The sequence below is a fragment of the Xanthomonas cassavae CFBP 4642 genome (genome assembly GCF_000454545.1).
Taxonomy (GTDB): Bacteria; Pseudomonadota; Gammaproteobacteria; order Xanthomonadales; family Xanthomonadaceae; genus Xanthomonas; species Xanthomonas cassavae.
In genome coordinates, this window is sequence record NZ_CM002139.1 from 1,001,126 (window position 1) to 1,019,684 (window position 18,559).

The window sequence follows — 18,559 nt, forward strand, 5'->3', positions numbered from 1 at the left end:
GAGCGCCCCTGTCGTGCCGGGCACGCCTTCTCGTCATCAGCCAATCGCTGGCTTTTGAATGGTTTCCCCGGCAGAGGGAATGCCATCGCGGCTATGCTTGCCGCCACGTCCATCACTCCTGTCCGCCATGTCCCTGTTCGCCATCGTTGCCGGCCTGTGCGTCGCCCTGCTGCACGTCTACATCCTGGTGCTGGAAATGCTGCTGTGGACCTGTCCACTGGGCCTGAAGACCTTCCGCAATACGTTGGAGAAGGCACAGGCCACGCGCGTACTGGCGGCCAACCAGGGGCTCTACAACGGCTTTCTGGCCGCTGGCCTGTTCTGGGGCGCACTGGCCGAACGCGCGGAGGTGCTGAGCTTCTTCCTGGGCTGTGTGGTGGTGGCGGGCTGCTACGGCGCCTACAGCGTCAACCGCCGGATCTTCTTCGTGCAGGCCCTGCCTGCGCTGATCGCGCTGGCGCTGTTGTGGTTGCCGATCTGAGCGAAGCGCTTGTGCAATCGCCTCCTGATGCCGCTGCGCGGGCAACGGTCGTCTGGCGGTAGTCGCTGGTCCTGTCAGTCAGGTACGCAAGCGCGGAGGCGGAACGGTGCAGCGCCTGGCCGCTGTTTGCGATGGCATCGCTGTATCTGAAGGATGCTCCGGATCTTCTGTGTGATCGGCGGGAGGCGGGCGTCCTTCGCCTGGCAAGCCACGTGCGATCACTTCCACGGTGTACTCACCAGCTTGATACTCCATCAGGCATGACAACTGGCATGGCCGGCACGATGGAGGCCCCCAGCCATGACCTGGCAAGACGCCCGCGCAGCGCTGTTGCGTTGATCTTGCCCGCCACATCCGGCATGCGACGTCTGCGCTGCAGCCACACCCGCCGTGCCCTCTAACGCAAAGGGCGAGCCGAAGCTCGCCGTTGTTGTTGCCTTGTCGACGAAAGCGCCGAATCAGGCCGCTTCGCGCGGCTGCTGTGCCTGCGGCTTGTCGTAGAAGCTGGCCGCACGCAACTCATGCGGATCGAAGTCGTCCACGGTGATGGTATCCATCATGATCTCGCGCAGCTCTTCCAGCAGCGTGCGCTCGTCCAGGGTGAGCACGCCTTCTGCCACCGCTTCGTCCAGCTGCGCGGTGAAGTCCAGCGCTTCGATGCCCTTGGTCTTGAGCGCCTTGAGGAACTTGCGCTCCACCGGCTCGGCCATCACCGCCTTGGTCAGGTAGCTGGCGATACGGCCACCGGGATTGTTGGCGCACGGGGTCAGGAACACGCCCTGTGCCAGGCGGTCGCGTGCCTCGTTGGGTGCCATCAGGATCGATGCCACGCGGTGGCCGAGGCGGTCGCCAGGCGCTTCGGCACGACGGCCCAGCGGGAAGATCAGCACCCACATCAACCAGCCGACCGGACGGATCGGGAAGTTGCGCAGCGCGGCCGACAACGCGGTTTCGATCTTGTGCACGCTGTCGTGGAAGGCCCAGGCCAGCAATGGCTGGTCGCTCGCCGGCGCACCTTCGTCGTGGTAGCGCTTGAGCATCGCGCTGGTCATGTAGATATGGCTCAACACATCGCCCAGGCGGCCGGACAAGGACTCCTTGAACTTCAACTTGCCGCCCAACATCAGCATCGACACGTCGGCCATCAACGCCAGGTTGGCCGAGTAACGGTCCAGCTTGCGGAAGAAACGGCGGGTATAGGCATCGCCCGGTGCCGCACCGATGCGCGCACCGGTCAGGCCGAACCAGAACGAACGCACCGCGTTGGAGATGCCGAAGCGGATATGCCCGAACAGGCTCTGGTCGAATACTTCCAAACCGCGACGCGTATCCGGATCCTGCGCTGCCTGCATTTCCTTCATCACCCACGGGTGGCACAGGATCGCGCCCTGGCCGAAGATCAGCAGGCTGCGGGTCATGATGTTGGCGCCTTCCACGGTCACGCCGATCGGCGCGGCCTGCCAGGCGCGGCCGGCAAAGTTGCGCGGCCCCAGAATGATGCCTTTGCCGCCGATCACATCCATCATGTCGCTGACCACTTCGCGGCCCATGGTGGTGCAGTGGTACTTGGCGATCGCCGACGGCACCGACGGCACGTCGCCGCGATCCACCGCCGCCGCCGTGGCCTGGGCCAGCGCGCTGATCGCATACGCCTTGCCGCCGATCCGTGCCAGCGCTTCTTCCACGCCTTCGAAACGACCGACCGACAGGCCGAACTGCTTGCGGATGCGCGCATAGGCGCCAGTCACCACCGCCGCGTACTTGCCACCGCCGCTGGCAGTGGAGGGCAGGGTGATCGAACGACCCACCGCCAGACACTCGTTGAGCATGTTCCAGCCCTTGCCGACCATCTCCACGCCGCCGATCAACTGGCTCAGCGGGATGAACACTTCTTCGCCATGGATCGGGCCGTTCTGGAACGGCGAGTTCAACGGGAAGTGGCGGCGGCCGATTTCCACACCAGGCGTTTCGCGCGGCAGCAGGGCCAGGGTAATGCCGATGTCCTTCTTGTCGCCGATCAGGCCGTCCGGGTCATACGCGCGGAAGGCCAGGCCGATCAGCGAGGCGACCGGCGCCAGGGTGATGTAGCGCTTGTCGAAGGTGAGCTTGACGCCGAGCACGTTGGCGCCGTTCCACTCGCCCTTGCACACGATGCCGTAGTCCGGGATCGAGGTCGCATCGGAGCCGGCGAACGGGCCGGTCAGGCCAAAGCACGGTACTTCCGCACCCACGGCCAAACGCGGCAGGTAATAGTGCTTCTGCTCCGGAGTGCCGTAGTGCAGCAGCAGCTCACCTGGGCCAAGCGAGTTCGGTACGCCCACGGTAGAGCTGACCACGCTGGAGATCGAGGACAGCTTCTGGATCACCTTGTGGTGCGCCAGCGCGCTGAAGCCCAGGCCGCCATACTGCTTGGGAATGATCATGCCGAAGAACTTGTTCTTCTTGATGAAATCCCACAGCTCTGGCGGCAGGTCGGCGTGGACGTGGGTGATTTCCCAGTCGTTGACCATCTTGCACAGCTCTTCCACCGGGCCATCCAGGAAGGCCTGCTCTTCGGCGGTCAACTGCGGCTTGGGGTAGTTGAGCAGCTTCTGCCAATCCGGGTCACCGGTGAACAGCTCCCCCTCGAATCCCACCGAACCGGTTTCCAGCGCAATGCGCTCGGTCTGCGACAGCGGCGGCAACACCTTGCGGAAGAATGCCATCAACGGCGTGGTCAGCAACGGCTTGCGCAGGAACGGCAACAGCACCGGCGCAGACACCAGCACGACCAGCACGGCTGCAACGATGGTGGCGGTCAGGTTGGCATCCAGCAGCCAGCACGCCACCAGCACGCAGGCGCTGATCGCAACCCAGGTGGCCAGGCGCATGCGGTGATAGGCAGCGATGCCCGCCGCCAGGATGACGAGGAGGAACGGTGCAACGATGCTCATGGTCTTGCTCCAGTGACATGCTCGGTGATGTTGGACGCTGCGATGGTGCCAACCGAGGGTAATGCGTCCAGATAATGCAACACGGTGGCGGTAAACGTGGTGTTGTCGTCGCCCGCCAGCATGTGCGTGGCCTCGGGCAGCTGCACATGCTGTGCATGCGGCACGATCGACAGAAACTCGGTAATGGTGGCCGGCGTGACCAGATCGCTGCGGCCGCCGCTGATCAACAGTACCGGGCAACGCACCTGTGCGGCGGCACCCAGCAGGGCATGCTGCTGCAGCTGCGCATCCTGTCCGGCCAGTTCTTCGATCAGGCGCGGATCCCAATGCCACTGCCAGCGGCCGTCGTCGCGCTGGCGCAGCAGCGCCTGCAATTGGGTTGCCGTCTTGCGTGGCCGATGCGGCAGGTAATGGGCGATTGCATCGGCGGCCGCCTCCAGTGAGGCAAAGTCCTCCGGATGCGCGGTCATGAAGCGCACAATGCGCTCCACGCCTCTGGTATCCCAACGCGGCGTGATGTCGACCAGCACGATGGCGCGAAACAATCCCGGCCAACGCGCTTCCGCAAGCAGGCCGAACAAGCCTCCCATCGAGGCGGCGACCAGCACAGGCGGTTCGGCGTGTTCGCCCGCCACGACGATCAGGTCATCGGTGAACTGCGTCGGCGAGTAGCGCAGGTCGGCGGCATTGAAACTCGAATCGCCATGTCCGCGCGCGTCGTAGGAAAGAGCACGGTAGCCAGCGTGAGCCAGCACGCTGGCAGTCGCTTTCCAGGCATGCCGCGTCTGCCCGAAGCCATGCGCCAGCACGACCGTCTGCGCGCGTTCGGCGCCTTGCACCGACACAGCCAATTCGGCATCGCCAGCGCTGATGTGCGGCGCGGACGCAATGCGGGCGAGGGTAGAAGGAAGAGTGACCATACCTAATGGTATGGATGCATCCCGCCCACTGTCAATACTCTCTGGTATGGACGGTTAAGCCATTGAATCGTGACGATTGTGCGTCGTTTTTGTGACGCATACTGCAACTGACTCAAGCGTATGGTTAAATCGCGGCATGAATGACATTACCGAATCCAGCACCACCCCACCCCGGACCAGTTCCGGTCGCGGCAACCGTCTCAGCGCGGACGACTGGGCGCAGGCTGCGCTGGACCTGATCGCCGAACAGGGCGTGGGCGCAGTCGCCGTAGAACCGCTGGCGCGCCGTCTCGGCGTTACCAAGGGCAGCTTCTACTGGCACTTTCCATCGCGCGACGCGCTGCTGCAGGCGGCTCTGGAACGTTGGGAGATCTTCGAACAAAAGGAAGTGTTCGGCAGCCTGGAAGATGTCCCGGACCCCAGTGCCCGCCTGCGCGCGTTGTTCCAGCTGGTCGCGCATGAGGTCAAACCACACGTTATCTATAGCGAACTGCTCAAGGCGCTCGACCACCCGGCAGTACGCCCGGTCATCGACCGCGTGTCGCAGCGCCGCCTCGATTACCTGATCGCCTCGTTTCGCCAGGCCGGCCTGTCCCGCACCGACGCCCAGCACCGCGCCCGCCTGGCCTACGCCGCCTACGTCGGCTTCCTGCAGCTTTCGCTGCAACTGCAGCAACCCAAGCAGGCCCGGGAAGATTTCGAGGCCTACGTCGAGCATGTGATTCAGACGTTGATTCCAGGCTGAGTTCAACCTGACCGCCAGGTTATGCAGTCAAATGGGTGAGATGACCGGCACATCCACCAGATCGCGCCCAGGACGTTGCAGACGGTTTGTTGTCTCCGGTGGCATTGGGACGCGCTACTGCTTGGTTTCGCAGAGAAGCTCTTGATCACTGATCGTCTCAAAGGGTGTGGCGATGTGTCATTGCAGGTTCTTGCAGGAAGGGCAGAGAGCATCGCTTCAAGAGTAATCGGGCCTGGGGTGTCGGCAATGTCTCTTGCAAAAAAACACGGCCCCGATTGGGGCCGTGTTTTTACGCGATTGCTTCGATCAGAAGCGCTGACGGTACTGCATGTACATGTAACGACCCGGCAGGTCGTACTGCGGGTCAAACCGGTTCGCCGAGGTGCTGAAAGCAACCGGCGGATCCTTGTCGAACGCGTTGTTCAAGCCAACCGACACCGTGGCATTCCAAGGCGTGTTGTACCTGACCTGGATGTCGTGGTACGTGGTGGCACCGATGTGATTGCGCGGCGAGGCGCCATCGGCCGTGACGCGATTCGGCTCGGAGCAGTAGGCTTGAGCGAGCGCTGCCGAGAGCGGGCACGTTTCTTCCATGCCGGACTTGTAACGCAGGCCCCAGTTGATGCCGAAATCACCCAGCGACCAATCAACATATAGATTGGAGCGGATGCGCCAGTACGGATCCTGATTCAGGTAGCGACCCTGGAACTGTTCCAGTTCCGAATCTGCGGTTGCCTTGGTCTCCCAGCTGGACAGATAGGTCGAATCCCAGCTGATGGTGAACTGGCCGAACGCCGTTTCAGGCAGACGGTAGTTGATGGCCAGATCCCAGCCTTCCACTTTGTACGACGCCAGGTTGAGCAGCGGCATGTTGATGTTGGTGACGGTATAAGCACCATCGGCATAGTTGGGATCGCGGGTGATGAGAGCACAGTACTCAGCCTGCTCGCCTGCGCTGCCGCCGTAGCACTTGTCCAGGATGAACTGCGCTTCCGGACGCGTGATTGCGTTCTCAATCTCGATCTGCCACCAGTCCAGGCTGACATTCAGGCCTTGCGCGAAGCTCGGGCTGAACACAAAACCCAGCGTGCGGCTGGTCGACGTTTCAGGCTGCAGCTGATCGTTGGAGGTCCAGGTGAACGGTTCCAGGGTCTGCTTCGCGCCATTGCCGGCACCGGGCTGTACGAAATTCGTTGGAACGCCGGCAGCCGCACAGTTCTGTGCCACGACAGTATTGCTCAGCTGGCCACCGGCCTGGCTGGAGCACGGGTCGGCGTAAGTTTCAAACGAATCGGAGTTGCCTTCGAACAGATTGTTGATGCTCGGAGCACGGAAGCCTTCGCTGTAGTTACCGCGAATCATCAAGTCCTGGATCGGCTTCCAGCGGAAGCCGAACTTGTTGTTCACCGTGTCGCCGAAGTTGCTGTAATCGGAATAACGCGTGGCAAGGCTGAAATCGAGCAGCTGAGCGCCAGGCAGATCCGCCAGCACGGGCACGGACAGTTCGAGGTAGAACTCGTCGAGGCTGTAAGCGCCGGCGGTGGGACGCGCACCATTGCCGGTGCTCAGGCCTGCAGCGATGAATGCATCCGGATCGAACTGACCGCTTTCCTTGCGATATTCATAGCCTGCAGCAAATGCCAGCGGGCCTGCCGGCAGATCGACGATGTCGCCGCTGAGATTGGCGGTGTAGCCCTTCGACTCGACGGAGGACGAATCGTGAGCAGTGAAGCTGGTGTAATCCAGTGCGGCCTGACTGATCGAGCCGCGCGGTCCCAACGGATTGACCGGGACGCAACCAGGAATTACGTCGCCGCCAGGAGCGGAGACGCACACCGGGACGCCGCCGCGAAGTTCCGACGGGCCGTAAGCGTTGTTGAGGTTGGCGAGGTTGAACAAGCCATAGGTCAGGACGTTTTCGTCTGACCTGTCGTAGCGATAGCCCACGTCCCAATCGAAGCTGCGATCAGCAAATTCGAAAAAGCCTTCCAGGCCGCCATAGAAATGCCAGTTCTTGACATTCTGATTGAACGAACGACCACCTGTTTCGATGAAACGGCGGTTGACGCTGGTCAGGTTCTGATCAAAGGGGTTGTAGAGGCTGTCGGCGCTCAGGGTCAAGCCAGTCACCGGCATTGCGGCCAGCAGCTGCTCGGACTTGCGCTCGTTGTACATTGCCTCGGTGCGGAACGTCACGTTGTCCGTGAAGTTGAAGCTACCCTGGGTGAAGAGCGAGGTGCGCTCCTGCGGAGTCAGCAGGTAGTTGTCCGGCGCAGTGTTGTAGCCGTGGACATTTGCGACGTAAGGAGTTTCGACGCCGTTGATGAGAATACGGCGCGAACCATTGCGAACGTACGAACCCGGGAAACCAGTGCCGCTCTGGCCGCTGAAGAACGGCGGGCCGCCGGCAGAGATTTCGCGATCGCCAGCCATTACGGAATCTTCTTTTACGTAAGAAGCGCCGACCATCAGAGTTGCGCGATCAGTGGTGGTGCCAATCGTGAAATCGTAGGCCTGACGCTGGCCGTCTCCGTCGTTGTACTGCCCGACGTTGGCGCCTGCTTCTGCGCCGTCGAAGTTCTTGCGGGTGATGATGTTCACTACGCCGGCGATGGCGTCCGAACCATAAATCGTCGACGCGCCATCCTTCAGGATGTCGATGCGCTCAACCATAGCGGTCGGAATGGTGTTGAGGTCTACGCTGCCGTCCAGGCCGGTGGTCCAGCGACGACCGTTGACCAACACCAACGTGCGTGCGCTACCCAGGTTACGCAGTGCAATGCCGGAGCTGCCGTCCCCGCCATTGTTGAACGTGCGGTTCAGTGCAGCGCCGTTGGCTGCGACGCGTTGCAAAACGTCTGCCACGGAGGTGACGCCCTGCTTGTCGATGTCCTGGCGAGTCAGCGTCAGAACCGGCTGAGACGTCTCGACGTCTGCACTTTTGATTCGCGAACCGGTCACCTCGATCTTGTCGAGGTTGGTGGTGCCGGCTTCCTGAGCGATGGCGGTACCGGTACCGCCCACGCCCACGACAAGCGCGAGGACAACGGCATCGCGCAGCTTGTTGGACTTGCAATTCATTAGCTCTCTCTCCAAGTGATCTTGGGTGCTGCCAAGGGTTGTTTGCCTGCCGGGGGTTCCGAAAAGTGCGGATCCAAAACGTCAGGGTGAACCGATGGTATATGCGTTGTGCGGGAAATTAAAGTCCCGTTAACGAAAAAGAAGAAAGCCGTGAAAAGTCAGGCGACAAACGGTCTCTACAATGCAAAACGCCACCGGGTGTTAGCCGGTGGCGTTGGGAAAACGTGTTTTCGATCAGTGATTTACAGATCCTGCTCGTACCTGACGTACGGAACCGTACCGTCACTGTTGCTGTCGTTGTTGGGCGCGAAGGGATTCTTGCCGCGCGAGATGACGTTTTCGGCGCCGACGGTAAGCTGGCCGCTCCAGGGGGTGCGCCAGGTCAGACCCAGGCCCAGGCCCTCCCACTTCTTGGGCTGGCCGGGAACGTCCACCACACGGCCGATAACGTTGGCGCTGAAGGCGCCGTAGCCGCCGCCAACGCTCAAGGTCTTGCTGTCCCATTGGTCGGCAATTGCCGGTGAGACGTCGGCCAACGGGACCAGCCGCGCACGGGCGTAGGTTCCGCCGATCGAGACGAAGCCCTCGCGGCCGATGTTCTTCTGGCCGAACACGGTCAGATCATTCTGTTCGACGCGCGTCAGCGGTGCCTTGCCGGCGCCGATCAGCCAGGCGGGCAGGGTGTCGCGACCGGTGCCGGCAGTGACGCCGACACGGCCACCAGCGCGGTTGAAGCCCAGCGTTCCGGAAACACGACGCGACGCGGCGGCGCTGTCTTCCTCGTCGTCGCCGATGCCGGCCAGCAGGCAATGACTGGCCAACCCGCTGATATTGGTGCCGCGGCTGCTGTTGCAAAGCAGGCCCAGCGAATCGCCGGAGGTCAGGCCGAACGCCGCATCCAGCGAGTTGCGACCGAAGTGCCAGCGCGCGCCGGCCTTCTGCTCACCGGTGGGCTCTAGATACAGGAACGCCTCGACCTTGCCGCTCCCCTTGTTCCACACCGGCAGGATCGTGCTTTCGCGCACTTGCTGCGCCGACTGCGCGTGCACACCCGTGGCTGCCGCAAGGGCAACCAGCAAAGCGAGCGGAAGGCGCAGAAGGTGTCGCATACCGGAGATCAGACCCAGGGGTGGTTGTTAAGTTCCCGAGAGCGGGCAGGGAGCATGCTAGGGTGTTTATGATTATTTAACAAGTAGTCACGTTCCCCGGAACGCACCCGTAATGCGATCTATTGCAACCGTTCCGGCGCCTGCTGGGAGGGCTGCGCTGCACTGAAAAGTACGGCCAGATCGGTCAACGGAAAGTGATACTCACGGCCGCAGAATTCGCAACGCACGTCCACGCTGCCGGTCTCTTGTGCGGCGGCGCGGGCCTCATCCTCGCCCAACGACTGCAGCATCGAGGCGACCCGTTCGCGCGAGCAGGAGCAGCCGAAACTGAGCGGCTTGCCGCCCATCAACTGGGTCTGTTCGTCGTGGAACAGGCGGTGCAGCAGGTCGTCGCCGGCGACCGACAACAGCTCCGGGGCGCCGAGCGTGTCGAACAGGGCGCCGATGCGGGTCCAGCCGTCGGCATCGCCTTCGTCGCCGGGCAGCTTCTGCAGCAGCAGGCCGGCGGCCTGCTCCGGGCCGGCCGCCAGCAACAGGCGGGTCGGCAGTTGTTCGGACTGCTGGAAGTAGGTTTCGAAGGCTTCGGCCAGCTCCGGGGCCTGCATCGCGACCAGACTCTGGTAGCGCTGCGGTTCGCGTGGGTCCAGGCCTGGGTTTTCGATGGTGATCGCCAGCAGGGCGGCCTCGCCCAACTCGCGCAGGTCGGTCGGCGCATCGGCGCCGTCGGCCAGTTGCACGATGCCGCGCAAGGTGCCGGCGGCGGTGCATTCGGCAAACAGGGTGCGCAGCGTGTCGTTGCCGCGCAGTTGCACGGACAGGCGCCCGTCCACCTTGGTGTGGCCGGTGAACAGGGCAGCCGCCACGGCGGCTTCGCCGAGCAGCTGGCGCGCGGCTGGCGGGTACTCGGCGGCGCCCTGGATGTCGTGCCAGGCCTTGGTCAGACGCACATGGACTCCGCGCACGCCGGCGGCAGGCAGCAGGAAACGGGAAAGCTGATCGTGATCGGTCATGGAGACATCGGACGTAAGGGACGCCGGTTGCCGGATAATGCGGCAGGCATCGGGATTGAAGGTCGAAGTGAACTAATGGGGACGGATGCATTGGATGGCAAGCAGGGGGCGCCACCGCGGCGCAGACGCTGGCTGCGCTGGCTATTGGCCGCACCGCTGCTGTTTGCCGCCGCGAGCGTGTTGCAGGTGCTGGTGCTGCGGGTGATCGATCCGCCGATCAGCAGCATGATGGTGGGGCGCTATCTGGAAGCGTGGGGCGCGGGCGACGTCGGGTTTTCCCTGCATCAGCAGTGGCGCGACTACGAGAAGATCGCCGCCAGCCTGCCGATCTCGGTGGTGGCGGCAGAGGATCAGCAGTTCCCGATGCATCATGGGTTCGATCTGCAGGCCATCGAAAAGGCGCGCGATCACAATGCGCGCGGCGGGCGGGTGCGTGGCGCAAGCACGATCAGCCAGCAGGTCGCCAAGAATGTGTTCCTGTGGCAGGGCCGCAGCTGGCTGCGCAAGGGCCTGGAGGCCTGGTACACGGTGCTGATCGAATTGTTATGGCCAAAGCAGCGCATTCTGGAGATGTATCTCAACGTGGCCGAGTTCGGCGACGGCGTGTATGGCGTGCAGGCGGCTGCCCGGCAGTTCTGGGGCAAGGACGCGGCCGGGCTGTCGCCGACCGAGTCGGCGCGTCTGGCTGCGGTGCTGCCATCGCCGCGGCGCTATGACGCGCGGCGCCCGGGCGCCTACGTGCAGCGGCGCACGGCGTGGATCCAGCGGCAGGCACGCCAGCTGGGCGGCGCGGCCTATCTGCAGACCAAGTGAGCATGAGCACGATCGACACCAGCGCCGCCCCTGCCATCGCCGAGCGCCTTACCGTGGTGATTGCAGCCTATAACGAGGAAACCAGCATCCCGTTGTTGCATCCACGGCTATGCGCGGTGCTGGCACAGCTGCATGGGCTGCAGACGCAGGTGCTGTATGTCGATGACGGCAGCACCGACGGTACCTGGGACGTCTTGCAGGCGCTGGTGCAGGCCGATGCGCGGGTGGGCGCGGTGCGGCTATCGCGCAATTTCGGCAAGGAAGTGGCGATTTCCGCGGGCCTGGATCATGTGCTGCCCGGCGCGGTCGTCCTGCTCGATGCCGATGGACAGGACCCGCCGGAACTGATCCCGGAGTTCGTCGCGCTGTGGCGAGCGGGCTACGACAATATCTTCGGAACACGCGTGTTCCGCGAGGGCGAGAGCTGGATCAAACGCAGTGCCGCCCATGCGTTCTATCGGGTGATCCGGCGCCTGTCGCGCACGCCGATTCCCGCCGACACCGGCGATTTTCGCCTGCTGTCGCCGCGGGTGGTGCAGGCCTTGCAGCAATTGCGCGAGCGGCATCGTTTCATGAAGGGCTTGTTCGGCTGGGTGGGGTTTCGTCAGGTGGCGCTGCCATACCGACGCGCGCCGCGCCTGTCCGGGATCAGCAAGTTCACGGTCTGGCGGTTATGGAATTTTGCGCTGGACGGCATCACCAGTTTTTCCACGGTGCCGCTGCGGGCAGCGACCTATCTGGGCCTGCTGACGGCGCTGGCGGCGTTCCTGTTCGGGGGCTGGGTGATGATCAAGGCGGCGCTGGTGGGCGACCCGGTCGCAGGCTGGCCGACGATGATGTCGGTGATCCTGTTCCTGGGCGGCATCCAGCTGATTGCGCTGGGCCTGATCGGGGAATACCTGGGCCGGTTGTACGACGAGGCCAAGCAGCGTCCGCTCTATCTGGTCGATACCCAGCGCGGCGCGGTGGGAGTAGGCTGCGATCACCAGACCAAGCGCAGAGCGGGCCATGCAGACCGTACGACAGCTGTTGGGGACCAAGCCGGTTGAAGTATTCGCCGTTGCGGCAGACGCTGCAGTGATCGAGGCGATCCGCCTGATGGCCGAGAGGGGCATCGGCGCGGTGTTGGTGATGGACGGGCCACGCCTGGTCGGCATCGTGTCCGAGCGCGATTACGCGCGCAAGGTGGTGCTACGCGATCGCGCCTCATCGACCACCAGCGTTGCCGACATCATGAGCACTCAGGTGGTGACAGTGTCGCCGTCGGAAACGGTGGAGCGCTGCATGCAGTTGATGACCGACGGACGCTTCCGCCATCTGCCGGTGGTCGACAACGGCCGCGTGCAGGGCGTGATTTCCATCGGCGATCTGGTCAAGGCGGTGATCGAAAACCAGCAGCGCGATATCGATCAGTTGCAGCGTTACATCGCCAGCTAGGGCCGTGCCGGCGACGTTCCCTGCGTCTTGTCCTGAACGCTGTTGATCGACATAGCTCGAGAAGTGTGGCGAGCAGACAGATCAGCTTTGAAGCGTTTGATCTGCGGCCTGGTCGCAAGGGTTAGTTGAGATGGTAGTGGTGCATCGCTCTCAATAAAACAGCCAGCAAACACTCTGGTGCGGTGTTCTCGACGCTGTGAGTTTGCCGCAAGGACCCATCGAGAGGGTCGGTGTGCATGGTGCAAGCAGTGCATGCCGTGCAGTCTTCAGAGGACTGCGGTCTGATCAACTCCTTTCGATCATCGCTACAGCGCTGGACAGGCCTGCTGGCGGCCCAAAGTGCGGTAGTGCACCTACTTTGCGAACTTGCCGCCGCAGTCGCTGTCCTTGCCCGGGCCGGGTTCGAAGGTGGCGAGCAGCGCGGCGGGCGGAGCAATGCTGCCCAGGGCAATGGCGATCGCACCGCGCACGCCCAGAGCCTTGAAGTCGGGGCGGAACGTCGGGTCCTTGAACGTGCCGGCGATGCGCAGCGGCGAGCGCAGGCTCAGGATGCTGCGGTCCTTCGGGCGCGGGCGCAGCAGCAGATCGAGTGTTTCGTTCTTCAGGCTGATGTTGCCTTCGCCAACGATGATGGTATCGGTACTGTCGAAGGCCAGGGCGCGCGATTGCATCAGGCCGTCCTGCACGTCGAAGTCGCCGAAGATGCAGCGCACCGGAATCTGCCGGTCCTTGGTGATCAGGTATTTCAGCGATTCGGCGATGTCCAGCCCGGCCAGCTCCATGATCAGGTTGCCGACGTGGCCGCGGCCCATGCCCACGCCGATCGAGCCATCGGCGCTGCCAAGCATCGCGGCGATGGAGTTGCCGCGACCACGCAGGTCCAGGTCGCCGCCGATGGCACCGGAGGCTTGCTTGGCCAGGGTGGCATCGGGAAACAGCCGATCCAGCCGAATTCCGCGGATGCCGGCCTTCAGGTGCGTGGCGATCACGTCATTGCGCGCGTCCATGCGGATGGTGGAGCGGATGTCGCCGCCGGCCACGCCGAAATTCAGCGGCTCCAGCTGCAGCAGTCCGTCTTTCAGGTTCAGCGAGGCATCCATGTCATCCAGCGGCCAGGATGGCGCATTGATGCGATGCGCGCGCCAGCGCACCTGCGCATCCATGGCACGCAGCTTGGACAGGTCGTACGGCGTGGTGGGCAGGATGCGCGCGCTGGCGGCAAGCTGGCTGGCCTGCTTCTTCTGTTGCGCATTGGCCGATTCGTCCGCGCCGGTCTTGGGCGGTGCGCCGATGAAGCCGGCCAGGTCATCGAAATCCAGACGTTTTGAGGTCAGGTCTGCGCGTAGGAACGGGCGTTTGTTACGTAGGTCGATCTCGGCGGTGCCGGACAGGTCGCTGTCGCCGGCAGTGCCGGTGAATGTCTCATAGCGCCACACATCGCCATCGCGCCGCAGCCGGCCATCCAGCGCATATGGCGGGGTAGAGGGCATGGCAACACCGGTCAGCGGATACAGGTCCTGCATGTCCTGGCCGCGCAACGCCATCTGCAGGTCGAACATGCGAAACTGGAAAGGATTGGTCAGGGTGCCACGCACATGCGTGCGGGTTGCGCCGGCGCGGCCCCGCAGATCGATGCGGAACGGATGCTCGCTCTGGCTCAGTTCCAGCGGCGATGCGGTATCGCCCTTCAGCGTAAAGGGATAACCCTTCCAGCGGCCCTTGCCCTCGATGCCGATCGGCGCGGCGCGCTGGTCGCTGCGTGGTGGCGCCAGGCTATTGATCGCCACGTCGATGTCCGAGCGGCTGGCGTCGTCGATGTAGCGCAGCCGCCCGTCGGTCACCAGTAACCGCCCCAGGCGCGGCATGCTGCCGTCGCCGTCGCCGCTATCCAATACCCAGTTGCCGGGATGGCTGTCGTTGCCGGCCTCGAGCAGCACATTGGGGCGGTCGAGACGAATTTCCGGCAGGCGGACCTTGCCACGCAGCAGCGGCCATAGCTCCACATCGATCTCGGCCGCGTTCAGTTCCGCCATCGCACCGCGTCTTGACCAGATGGCGTTGCCCAGTTGCAGCGATTGGCCGCGGATGGTAGTGGTGCGACCCAGGTCCACGTCCAGATGACCGAGATGAAACGCACGACCGGTCTTTGCGCTGACGGCGCGCTCGACCGGCCCACGCAACCAGTTCCAGTCAAACAGGATCAGGAAGATGATCACCAGGCCGGCCACAATGCCAAGCCCGATCAGCCAGCGTCGTCGACGCGGTGGGCGGGAGGTGCGAGGACCGGTGGCATGAGTCACGTTGTTCACGTGCGCATGGTTGGCGATGGCTCGTGCAGAGCGCGCGAACGCCCGCCACGACGCTCACATCACCTGTTCGATCACCGCAACGAAGTGGCAGGCGCTACCGGCAAGCACGAACAGGTGCCAGATCGCATGGAAGTAACGCTGGGTGTCGCGCTGGTAGAAGTAGGTGCCCAGGGTGTAGAACAGCCCGCCGGCTAGCAGCCAGCACAACGACCAGGTGTCGACCGAGCGTAGCAGTGGCTGGATCGCCACGATGATCAGCCAGCCCATGGCCAGATACAGGATCGTCGACAGCAACCGGAAGCGGCCGGTGAAGAACAGCTTGAAGATCACCCCGGCGGCGGCGATCGTCCAGATGGCCGCAAACAAACCCCAGCCCCACGGGCCACGCAGGTTGATCAGCGTGAACGGGGTATAGGTGCCGGCGATCAGTAGATAGATCGCGCAATGATCCAGCACCTGCAGGCGCGCCTTGGCGCCTGGATGCGCGATGGCATGGAACAGCGTGGAGGCGACGTAGAGCAACACCAGCGTGGCACTGAACACGATGGAGGTGGCCAGCTGCCAGCCATCGCCGTAGATGGCGGCCAGCGTGATCAGCACCGAACCACCGGCCAGGGCGGCGATGGCGCCCAGGCCGTGGGTCACGGCACTGGCAATTTCGTCGCGCAGGTCGGTCGAGGGGGAAGCGTCTGCGTTCATTACAAAAAGGTACCGCAACTGCGAGCAGTTCGCATTGCCGTCCGTGACGTAAGCATGTTGCGGTTCAAGCGCGGGTCAATCGATGGCCTTGGCATGCGCGTGTTCGCGGGTGGCCGAGAAGCGCACATCCGGCGCGCGTTCCTGCGCCAGCTGCAGGTTGACGCGCGTGGGTGCGAGATAGACCAGCTGGCCGGCCGCATCGATGGCCAGATTGCCGGCGTTCTTTTCGCGAAATTCCTCCAGCTTCCTGGCGTTGTCGCAATGCACCCAGCGTGCGGTGGTCACGCTGACCGGCTCGAAAATGGCATCCACGCCGTATTCGTCCTTGAGCCGGTAGGCGACCACGTCGAACTGCAGCACGCCCACCGCACCCAGGATCAGATCGTTGCTCATCAAGGGGCGGAAGAACTGCGTGGCGCCTTCCTCGGACAGCTGCGCCAGACCCTTCTGCAATTGTTTAAGCTTGAGCGGGTCGCGCAGGCGTGCGCGGCGGAACAGTTCCGGTGCGAAGTTGGGAATGCCGGTGAACGACAGCGATTCGCCCTCGGTGAAGGTGTCGCCGATGGAGATGGTGCCGTGGTTGTGGATGCCGATCACATCGCCCGGCCACGCTTCTGCGGCAATTTCGCGGTCGGAGGCCATGAAGGTCAACGCATTGGCCAGCTTGACGTCCTTGCCGCTGCGCACGTGCAGCGTCTTCATCCCGGCAGTGAACTTGCCCGAACACACGCGCATGAAGGCCACGCGGTCGCGGTGCTGCGGGTCCATATTGGCCTGGATCTTGAACACAAAGCCGCTCAGTTTGGGCTCGGTGGCTTCGACGCGGCGGCCGGTGGTGTCGCGCGCCTGCGGCGGCGGTGCGTGTTCGACGAAGAAATCCAGCAGCGGCTGCACGCCGAAGTTGTTGACGCCCGAGCCGAAGAACACCGGGGTCTGCTGGCCGGCGCGATAGGCGTCCAGGTCGAACGGATTGCTGGCGCCCTGCACCAGCTCCAGCTCATCGCGCAGCTCGGCCAGCATCTGCTCGCCGATCTTTTCTGCCAGACCGGGGGCATCCAGCGACGGGAAGATGGTCGAATCCTGGCGGGTGAAGTTGCGGCCCTGTTCGTAGAGATGCACTTCGCCGGTGATCAGGTGCACCACGCCCTTCAGGCGCTGGCCCATGCCGATCGGCCAGGTGACCGGGGCGCACTGGATGCCGAGAACGGTTTCCACTTCATCCAGCAGATCGATCGGGTTCTTGCCCTCGCGATCGAGCTTGTTGATGAAGGTCATGATGGGGGTGTCGCGCAGGCGGCAGACTTCCATCAGCTTGATGGTGCGTTCTTCCACGCCCTTGGCCACGTCGATCACCATCAGGGCCGAGTCCACCGCGGTGAGCACGCGGTAGGTGTCCTCGCCGAAATCGGCGTGGCCGGGGGTGTCGAGCAGATTGACGATCTTGTCCTCGTAGGGGAACTGCATCACCGAGGAGGTCACCGAGATGCCGCGCTCCTTTTCCAGCGCCATCCAGTCCGAGGTGGCATGGCGGGCGGCCTTGCGGCCCTTCACCGAGCCGGCCATCTGGATCGCACCACCGAACAGCAGCAGCTTTTCGGTCAGCGTGGTCTTGCCGGCATCGGGGTGGGAAATGATGGCGAAGGTGCGGCGGCGCGCGGCTTCGTTGGAGACGTCGGACATGGGCGGGGCGCGCCCGGTCGGACGCCTGCGGAAACTGAGGAAGCCGGTGATTATAGCGGCTTCGGCGAGGCTGGCCTTGCTGGCTGGCGGCCGAACCCGCGAGGTCCGGCCGGCGCCGCTCAGGGAGCTGGCGAGGGAAACCGCAGTTCGCCCTGCGGCCCCAGCATGCGGAACGGCACCGAGACCAGTTGCAGGCCGGCATTGCGCTGAACCGAGAAGTGCAGGTGCGCCGCGGTGCTGTAGCCGGTATTGCCTGAGGCGCCGAGCCGCTCGCCGACGCCGACCCGCTGGCCGAGCCGCACCGCCACGCCGCCCGGCGCGAGGTGGGCGTACAACGCCGTGCTGCCGTCGGCGTGCAGTAGCCGCACCAGGTTGCCGCCCCCGGCAGCAGGGTCGGCGGCGTTGCCATCGGTTACGTCCTGGCGCAGCTCCATCACCACGCCCTCGCGCGCGGCCAGCACCGGCGTGCCCTGCGGCAGGGCGAAGTCCACCGCATACCAGTTGGGCAGGTCGGCGTGGCTGAAGCGCCCGCCGTAGCCCTGATCCACCTGCACCGGCCGGTCGCGGAAGGGCAATCGATAGCGCACCGGCTGGGGCCGGGCCTGCGGGTCGCCGGCAATCACCTCCAGCCTGAGGCCCAGCCCGGCCAGGGTGCGTTGGCTGCTGGCCGGATAGAGCCGGGCGAGCAGGCGGCGTTCGTGTGCCGCCAGCAGCGGCGTCAGCGGCAACTGCGGCACCGCGCGGTAATCCTCGCTGGACGGCGCGCTCAGCCGAACCTGTGCAGGCCCGGCCAGCGGATTGCTGACCCAGACCAGATAGACCGGCGCCTGCCATTCCAGCTGCAGCGCCGGCCCGGCGCTGGTCGGCGTAGGGAGCGGTTGCGTGGGGGTGGGAGGCAGTGCCGCAGCGCGTGGCCAGTGCCAGCGCTGCTGCGCGCTGGTGGCGGCCGCGGGCAACAGCAGCGCCACGGCAAGCGTTGCGCAGATCGTGGGAATGAGGCAGCGAGACAGACGATGGGGCACGCGATCGAGCCAGGCGAAAGGGCGCAAGTATGCGGCCGGTCACCGCGCGCAGTGGTATCGGATGAAAATATATCTCTCCATCCGCATGAAGCGATTGACATCGTAAAAAGGCGGTGGCATCGTAGCCTCACCATCGAGACCGGCGGAGGGACAGGCCCTTTGATGCCGGGGCAGCCAGCGGAGCGCGCAAGCGCCCGCGTTTGGTGCCAAATCCTGCGGGGGACCTCCGCGTCCGCCGAAAGATGGTTCGACTCGTGCCTTGCGCACGTCGAACGCGAGCTCCCGCGAAGCTCGATGGCCGATCCACCCCGGATATCGCC

Annotated in this window: 14 protein-coding genes and 1 riboswitch; of the genes, 5 read left to right on the forward strand and 9 right to left on the reverse strand. The window is 64.1% G+C overall.

Annotated features, from left to right (window positions below; all coding sequences use genetic code 11):
• Positions 1-127 precede the first annotated feature (127 nt).
• Positions 128-481 (forward strand): DUF1304 domain-containing protein, encoded by a 354-nt coding sequence (locus XCSCFBP4642_RS0104375; RefSeq protein WP_029218711.1) that lies wholly within the window; start codon positions 128-130, stop codon positions 479-481.
• A gap of 458 nt (positions 482-939) precedes the next feature.
• On the opposite strand, the gene XCSCFBP4642_RS0104380 is transcribed toward XCSCFBP4642_RS0104375, so the two are convergent.
• Together XCSCFBP4642_RS0104380 and XCSCFBP4642_RS0104385 are read right to left on the reverse strand one after the other, a co-directional pair.
• The gene (locus tag XCSCFBP4642_RS0104380) at positions 940-3,414 is read right to left on the reverse strand and encodes an acyl-CoA dehydrogenase (protein WP_029218712.1); all 2,475 of its coding nucleotides are present in this window, start codon (positions 3,412-3,414) and stop codon (positions 940-942) included.
• Positions 3,411-4,334 (reverse strand): alpha/beta fold hydrolase, encoded by a 924-nt coding sequence (locus XCSCFBP4642_RS0104385; RefSeq protein ID WP_029218713.1) that lies wholly within the window; start codon positions 4,332-4,334, stop codon positions 3,411-3,413. Before XCSCFBP4642_RS0104385 ends, XCSCFBP4642_RS0104380 begins: the two co-directional genes overlap by 4 nt.
• Before the next feature lie 136 nt (positions 4,335-4,470).
• On the opposite strand from XCSCFBP4642_RS0104385, the gene XCSCFBP4642_RS0104390 reads away from it, so the two are divergent.
• Complete coding sequence (locus XCSCFBP4642_RS0104390) at positions 4,471-5,079, forward strand: TetR/AcrR family transcriptional regulator (protein WP_029218714.1); 609 nt, start codon at positions 4,471-4,473, stop codon at positions 5,077-5,079.
• Positions 5,080-5,385: 306 nt separating this feature from the next.
• Here the strand turns inward: XCSCFBP4642_RS0104390 and XCSCFBP4642_RS0104395 are convergent, their stop codons facing one another.
• The 3 genes from XCSCFBP4642_RS0104395 to hslO all read right to left on the reverse strand — a co-directional run bounded on the left by XCSCFBP4642_RS0104395 (position 5,386) and on the right by hslO (position 10,279).
• The gene (locus XCSCFBP4642_RS0104395) at positions 5,386-8,160 is read right to left on the reverse strand and encodes a TonB-dependent receptor (RefSeq protein WP_029218715.1); all 2,775 of its coding nucleotides are present in this window, start codon (positions 8,158-8,160) and stop codon (positions 5,386-5,388) included.
• 242 nt (positions 8,161-8,402) lie between these two features.
• On the reverse strand, positions 8,403-9,236 hold the full coding sequence (locus tag XCSCFBP4642_RS0104400) for an XOO1806 family protein (protein ID WP_029218716.1): 834 nt from the start codon (positions 9,234-9,236) through the stop codon (positions 8,403-8,405).
• 152 nt (positions 9,237-9,388) lie between these two features.
• Positions 9,389-10,279 carry an Hsp33 family molecular chaperone HslO gene (hslO, locus tag XCSCFBP4642_RS0104405; RefSeq protein ID WP_029218717.1) on the reverse strand — a complete coding sequence of 297 codons (891 nt, stop codon included), beginning with the start codon at positions 10,277-10,279 and terminating at the stop codon, positions 9,389-9,391.
• A 75-nt stretch (positions 10,280-10,354) separates the two neighbouring features.
• On the opposite strand from hslO, the gene mtgA reads away from it, so the two are divergent.
• Genes mtgA through XCSCFBP4642_RS0104420 form a run of 3 tightly spaced genes read left to right on the forward strand, consistent with a single transcriptional unit; the run spans position 10,355 to position 12,529 of the window.
• Positions 10,355-11,092, forward strand: coding sequence for a monofunctional biosynthetic peptidoglycan transglycosylase (mtgA, locus tag XCSCFBP4642_RS0104410; RefSeq protein WP_029218718.1), 738 nt, complete (start codon positions 10,355-10,357; stop codon positions 11,090-11,092).
• Positions 11,093-11,094: 2 nt separating this feature from the next.
• Positions 11,095-12,141: a glycosyltransferase family 2 protein gene (locus XCSCFBP4642_RS0104415; protein WP_029218719.1), complete on the forward strand. Its 1,047-nt coding sequence runs from the start codon at positions 11,095-11,097 to the stop codon at positions 12,139-12,141.
• On the forward strand, positions 12,101-12,529 hold the full coding sequence (locus XCSCFBP4642_RS0104420) for a CBS domain-containing protein (RefSeq protein WP_029218720.1): 429 nt from the start codon (positions 12,101-12,103) through the stop codon (positions 12,527-12,529). The genes XCSCFBP4642_RS0104415 and XCSCFBP4642_RS0104420 overlap by 41 nt, the downstream gene beginning before the upstream one ends.
• Before the next feature lie 353 nt (positions 12,530-12,882).
• On the opposite strand, the gene XCSCFBP4642_RS0104425 is transcribed toward XCSCFBP4642_RS0104420, so the two are convergent.
• From XCSCFBP4642_RS0104425 to XCSCFBP4642_RS0104440, 4 genes are all read right to left on the reverse strand, one after another.
• The gene (locus XCSCFBP4642_RS0104425) at positions 12,883-14,829 is read right to left on the reverse strand and encodes an AsmA family protein (RefSeq protein ID WP_167331404.1); all 1,947 of its coding nucleotides are present in this window, start codon (positions 14,827-14,829) and stop codon (positions 12,883-12,885) included.
• A 63-nt stretch (positions 14,830-14,892) separates the two neighbouring features.
• Positions 14,893-15,537, reverse strand: coding sequence for a PAQR family membrane homeostasis protein TrhA (gene trhA / locus XCSCFBP4642_RS0104430; protein WP_029218722.1), 645 nt, complete (start codon positions 15,535-15,537; stop codon positions 14,893-14,895).
• 75 nt (positions 15,538-15,612) lie between these two features.
• Positions 15,613-17,217, reverse strand: coding sequence for a peptide chain release factor 3 (locus XCSCFBP4642_RS0104435; protein ID WP_029218723.1), 1,605 nt, complete (start codon positions 17,215-17,217; stop codon positions 15,613-15,615).
• A gap of 119 nt (positions 17,218-17,336) precedes the next feature.
• Positions 17,337-18,227 carry a M23 family metallopeptidase gene (locus XCSCFBP4642_RS0104440; protein WP_425480182.1) on the reverse strand — a complete coding sequence of 297 codons (891 nt, stop codon included), beginning with the start codon at positions 18,225-18,227 and terminating at the stop codon, positions 17,337-17,339.
• A gap of 139 nt (positions 18,228-18,366) precedes the next feature.
• Positions 18,367-18,488: riboswitch (SAM riboswitch) on the forward strand.
• Positions 18,489-18,559 lie beyond the last annotated feature (71 nt).

Coding starts and splice junctions, on each gene's coding strand:
- XCSCFBP4642_RS0104375 (WP_029218711.1), top strand. CDS start 128: ATGTCCCTGTTCGCCATCGTTGCCGGCCTGTGCGTCGCCCTGCTGCAC.
- XCSCFBP4642_RS0104380 (WP_029218712.1), bottom strand. CDS start 3,414: ATGAGCATCGTTGCACCGTTCCTCCTCGTCATCCTGGCGGCGGGCATC.
- XCSCFBP4642_RS0104385 (WP_029218713.1), bottom strand. CDS start 4,334: ATGGTCACTCTTCCTTCTACCCTCGCCCGCATTGCGTCCGCGCCGCAC.
- XCSCFBP4642_RS0104390 (WP_029218714.1), top strand. CDS start 4,471: ATGAATGACATTACCGAATCCAGCACCACCCCACCCCGGACCAGTTCC.
- XCSCFBP4642_RS0104395 (WP_029218715.1), bottom strand. CDS start 8,160: ATGAATTGCAAGTCCAACAAGCTGCGCGATGCCGTTGTCCTCGCGCTT.
- hslO (WP_029218717.1), bottom strand. CDS start 10,279: ATGACCGATCACGATCAGCTTTCCCGTTTCCTGCTGCCTGCCGCCGGC.
- mtgA (WP_029218718.1), top strand. CDS start 10,355: ATGGGGACGGATGCATTGGATGGCAAGCAGGGGGCGCCACCGCGGCGC.
- XCSCFBP4642_RS0104415 (WP_029218719.1), top strand. CDS start 11,095: ATGAGCACGATCGACACCAGCGCCGCCCCTGCCATCGCCGAGCGCCTT.
- XCSCFBP4642_RS0104420 (WP_029218720.1), top strand. CDS start 12,101: ATGCAGACCGTACGACAGCTGTTGGGGACCAAGCCGGTTGAAGTATTC.
- trhA (WP_029218722.1), bottom strand. CDS start 15,537: ATGAACGCAGACGCTTCCCCCTCGACCGACCTGCGCGACGAAATTGCC.
- XCSCFBP4642_RS0104435 (WP_029218723.1), bottom strand. CDS start 17,217: ATGTCCGACGTCTCCAACGAAGCCGCGCGCCGCCGCACCTTCGCCATC.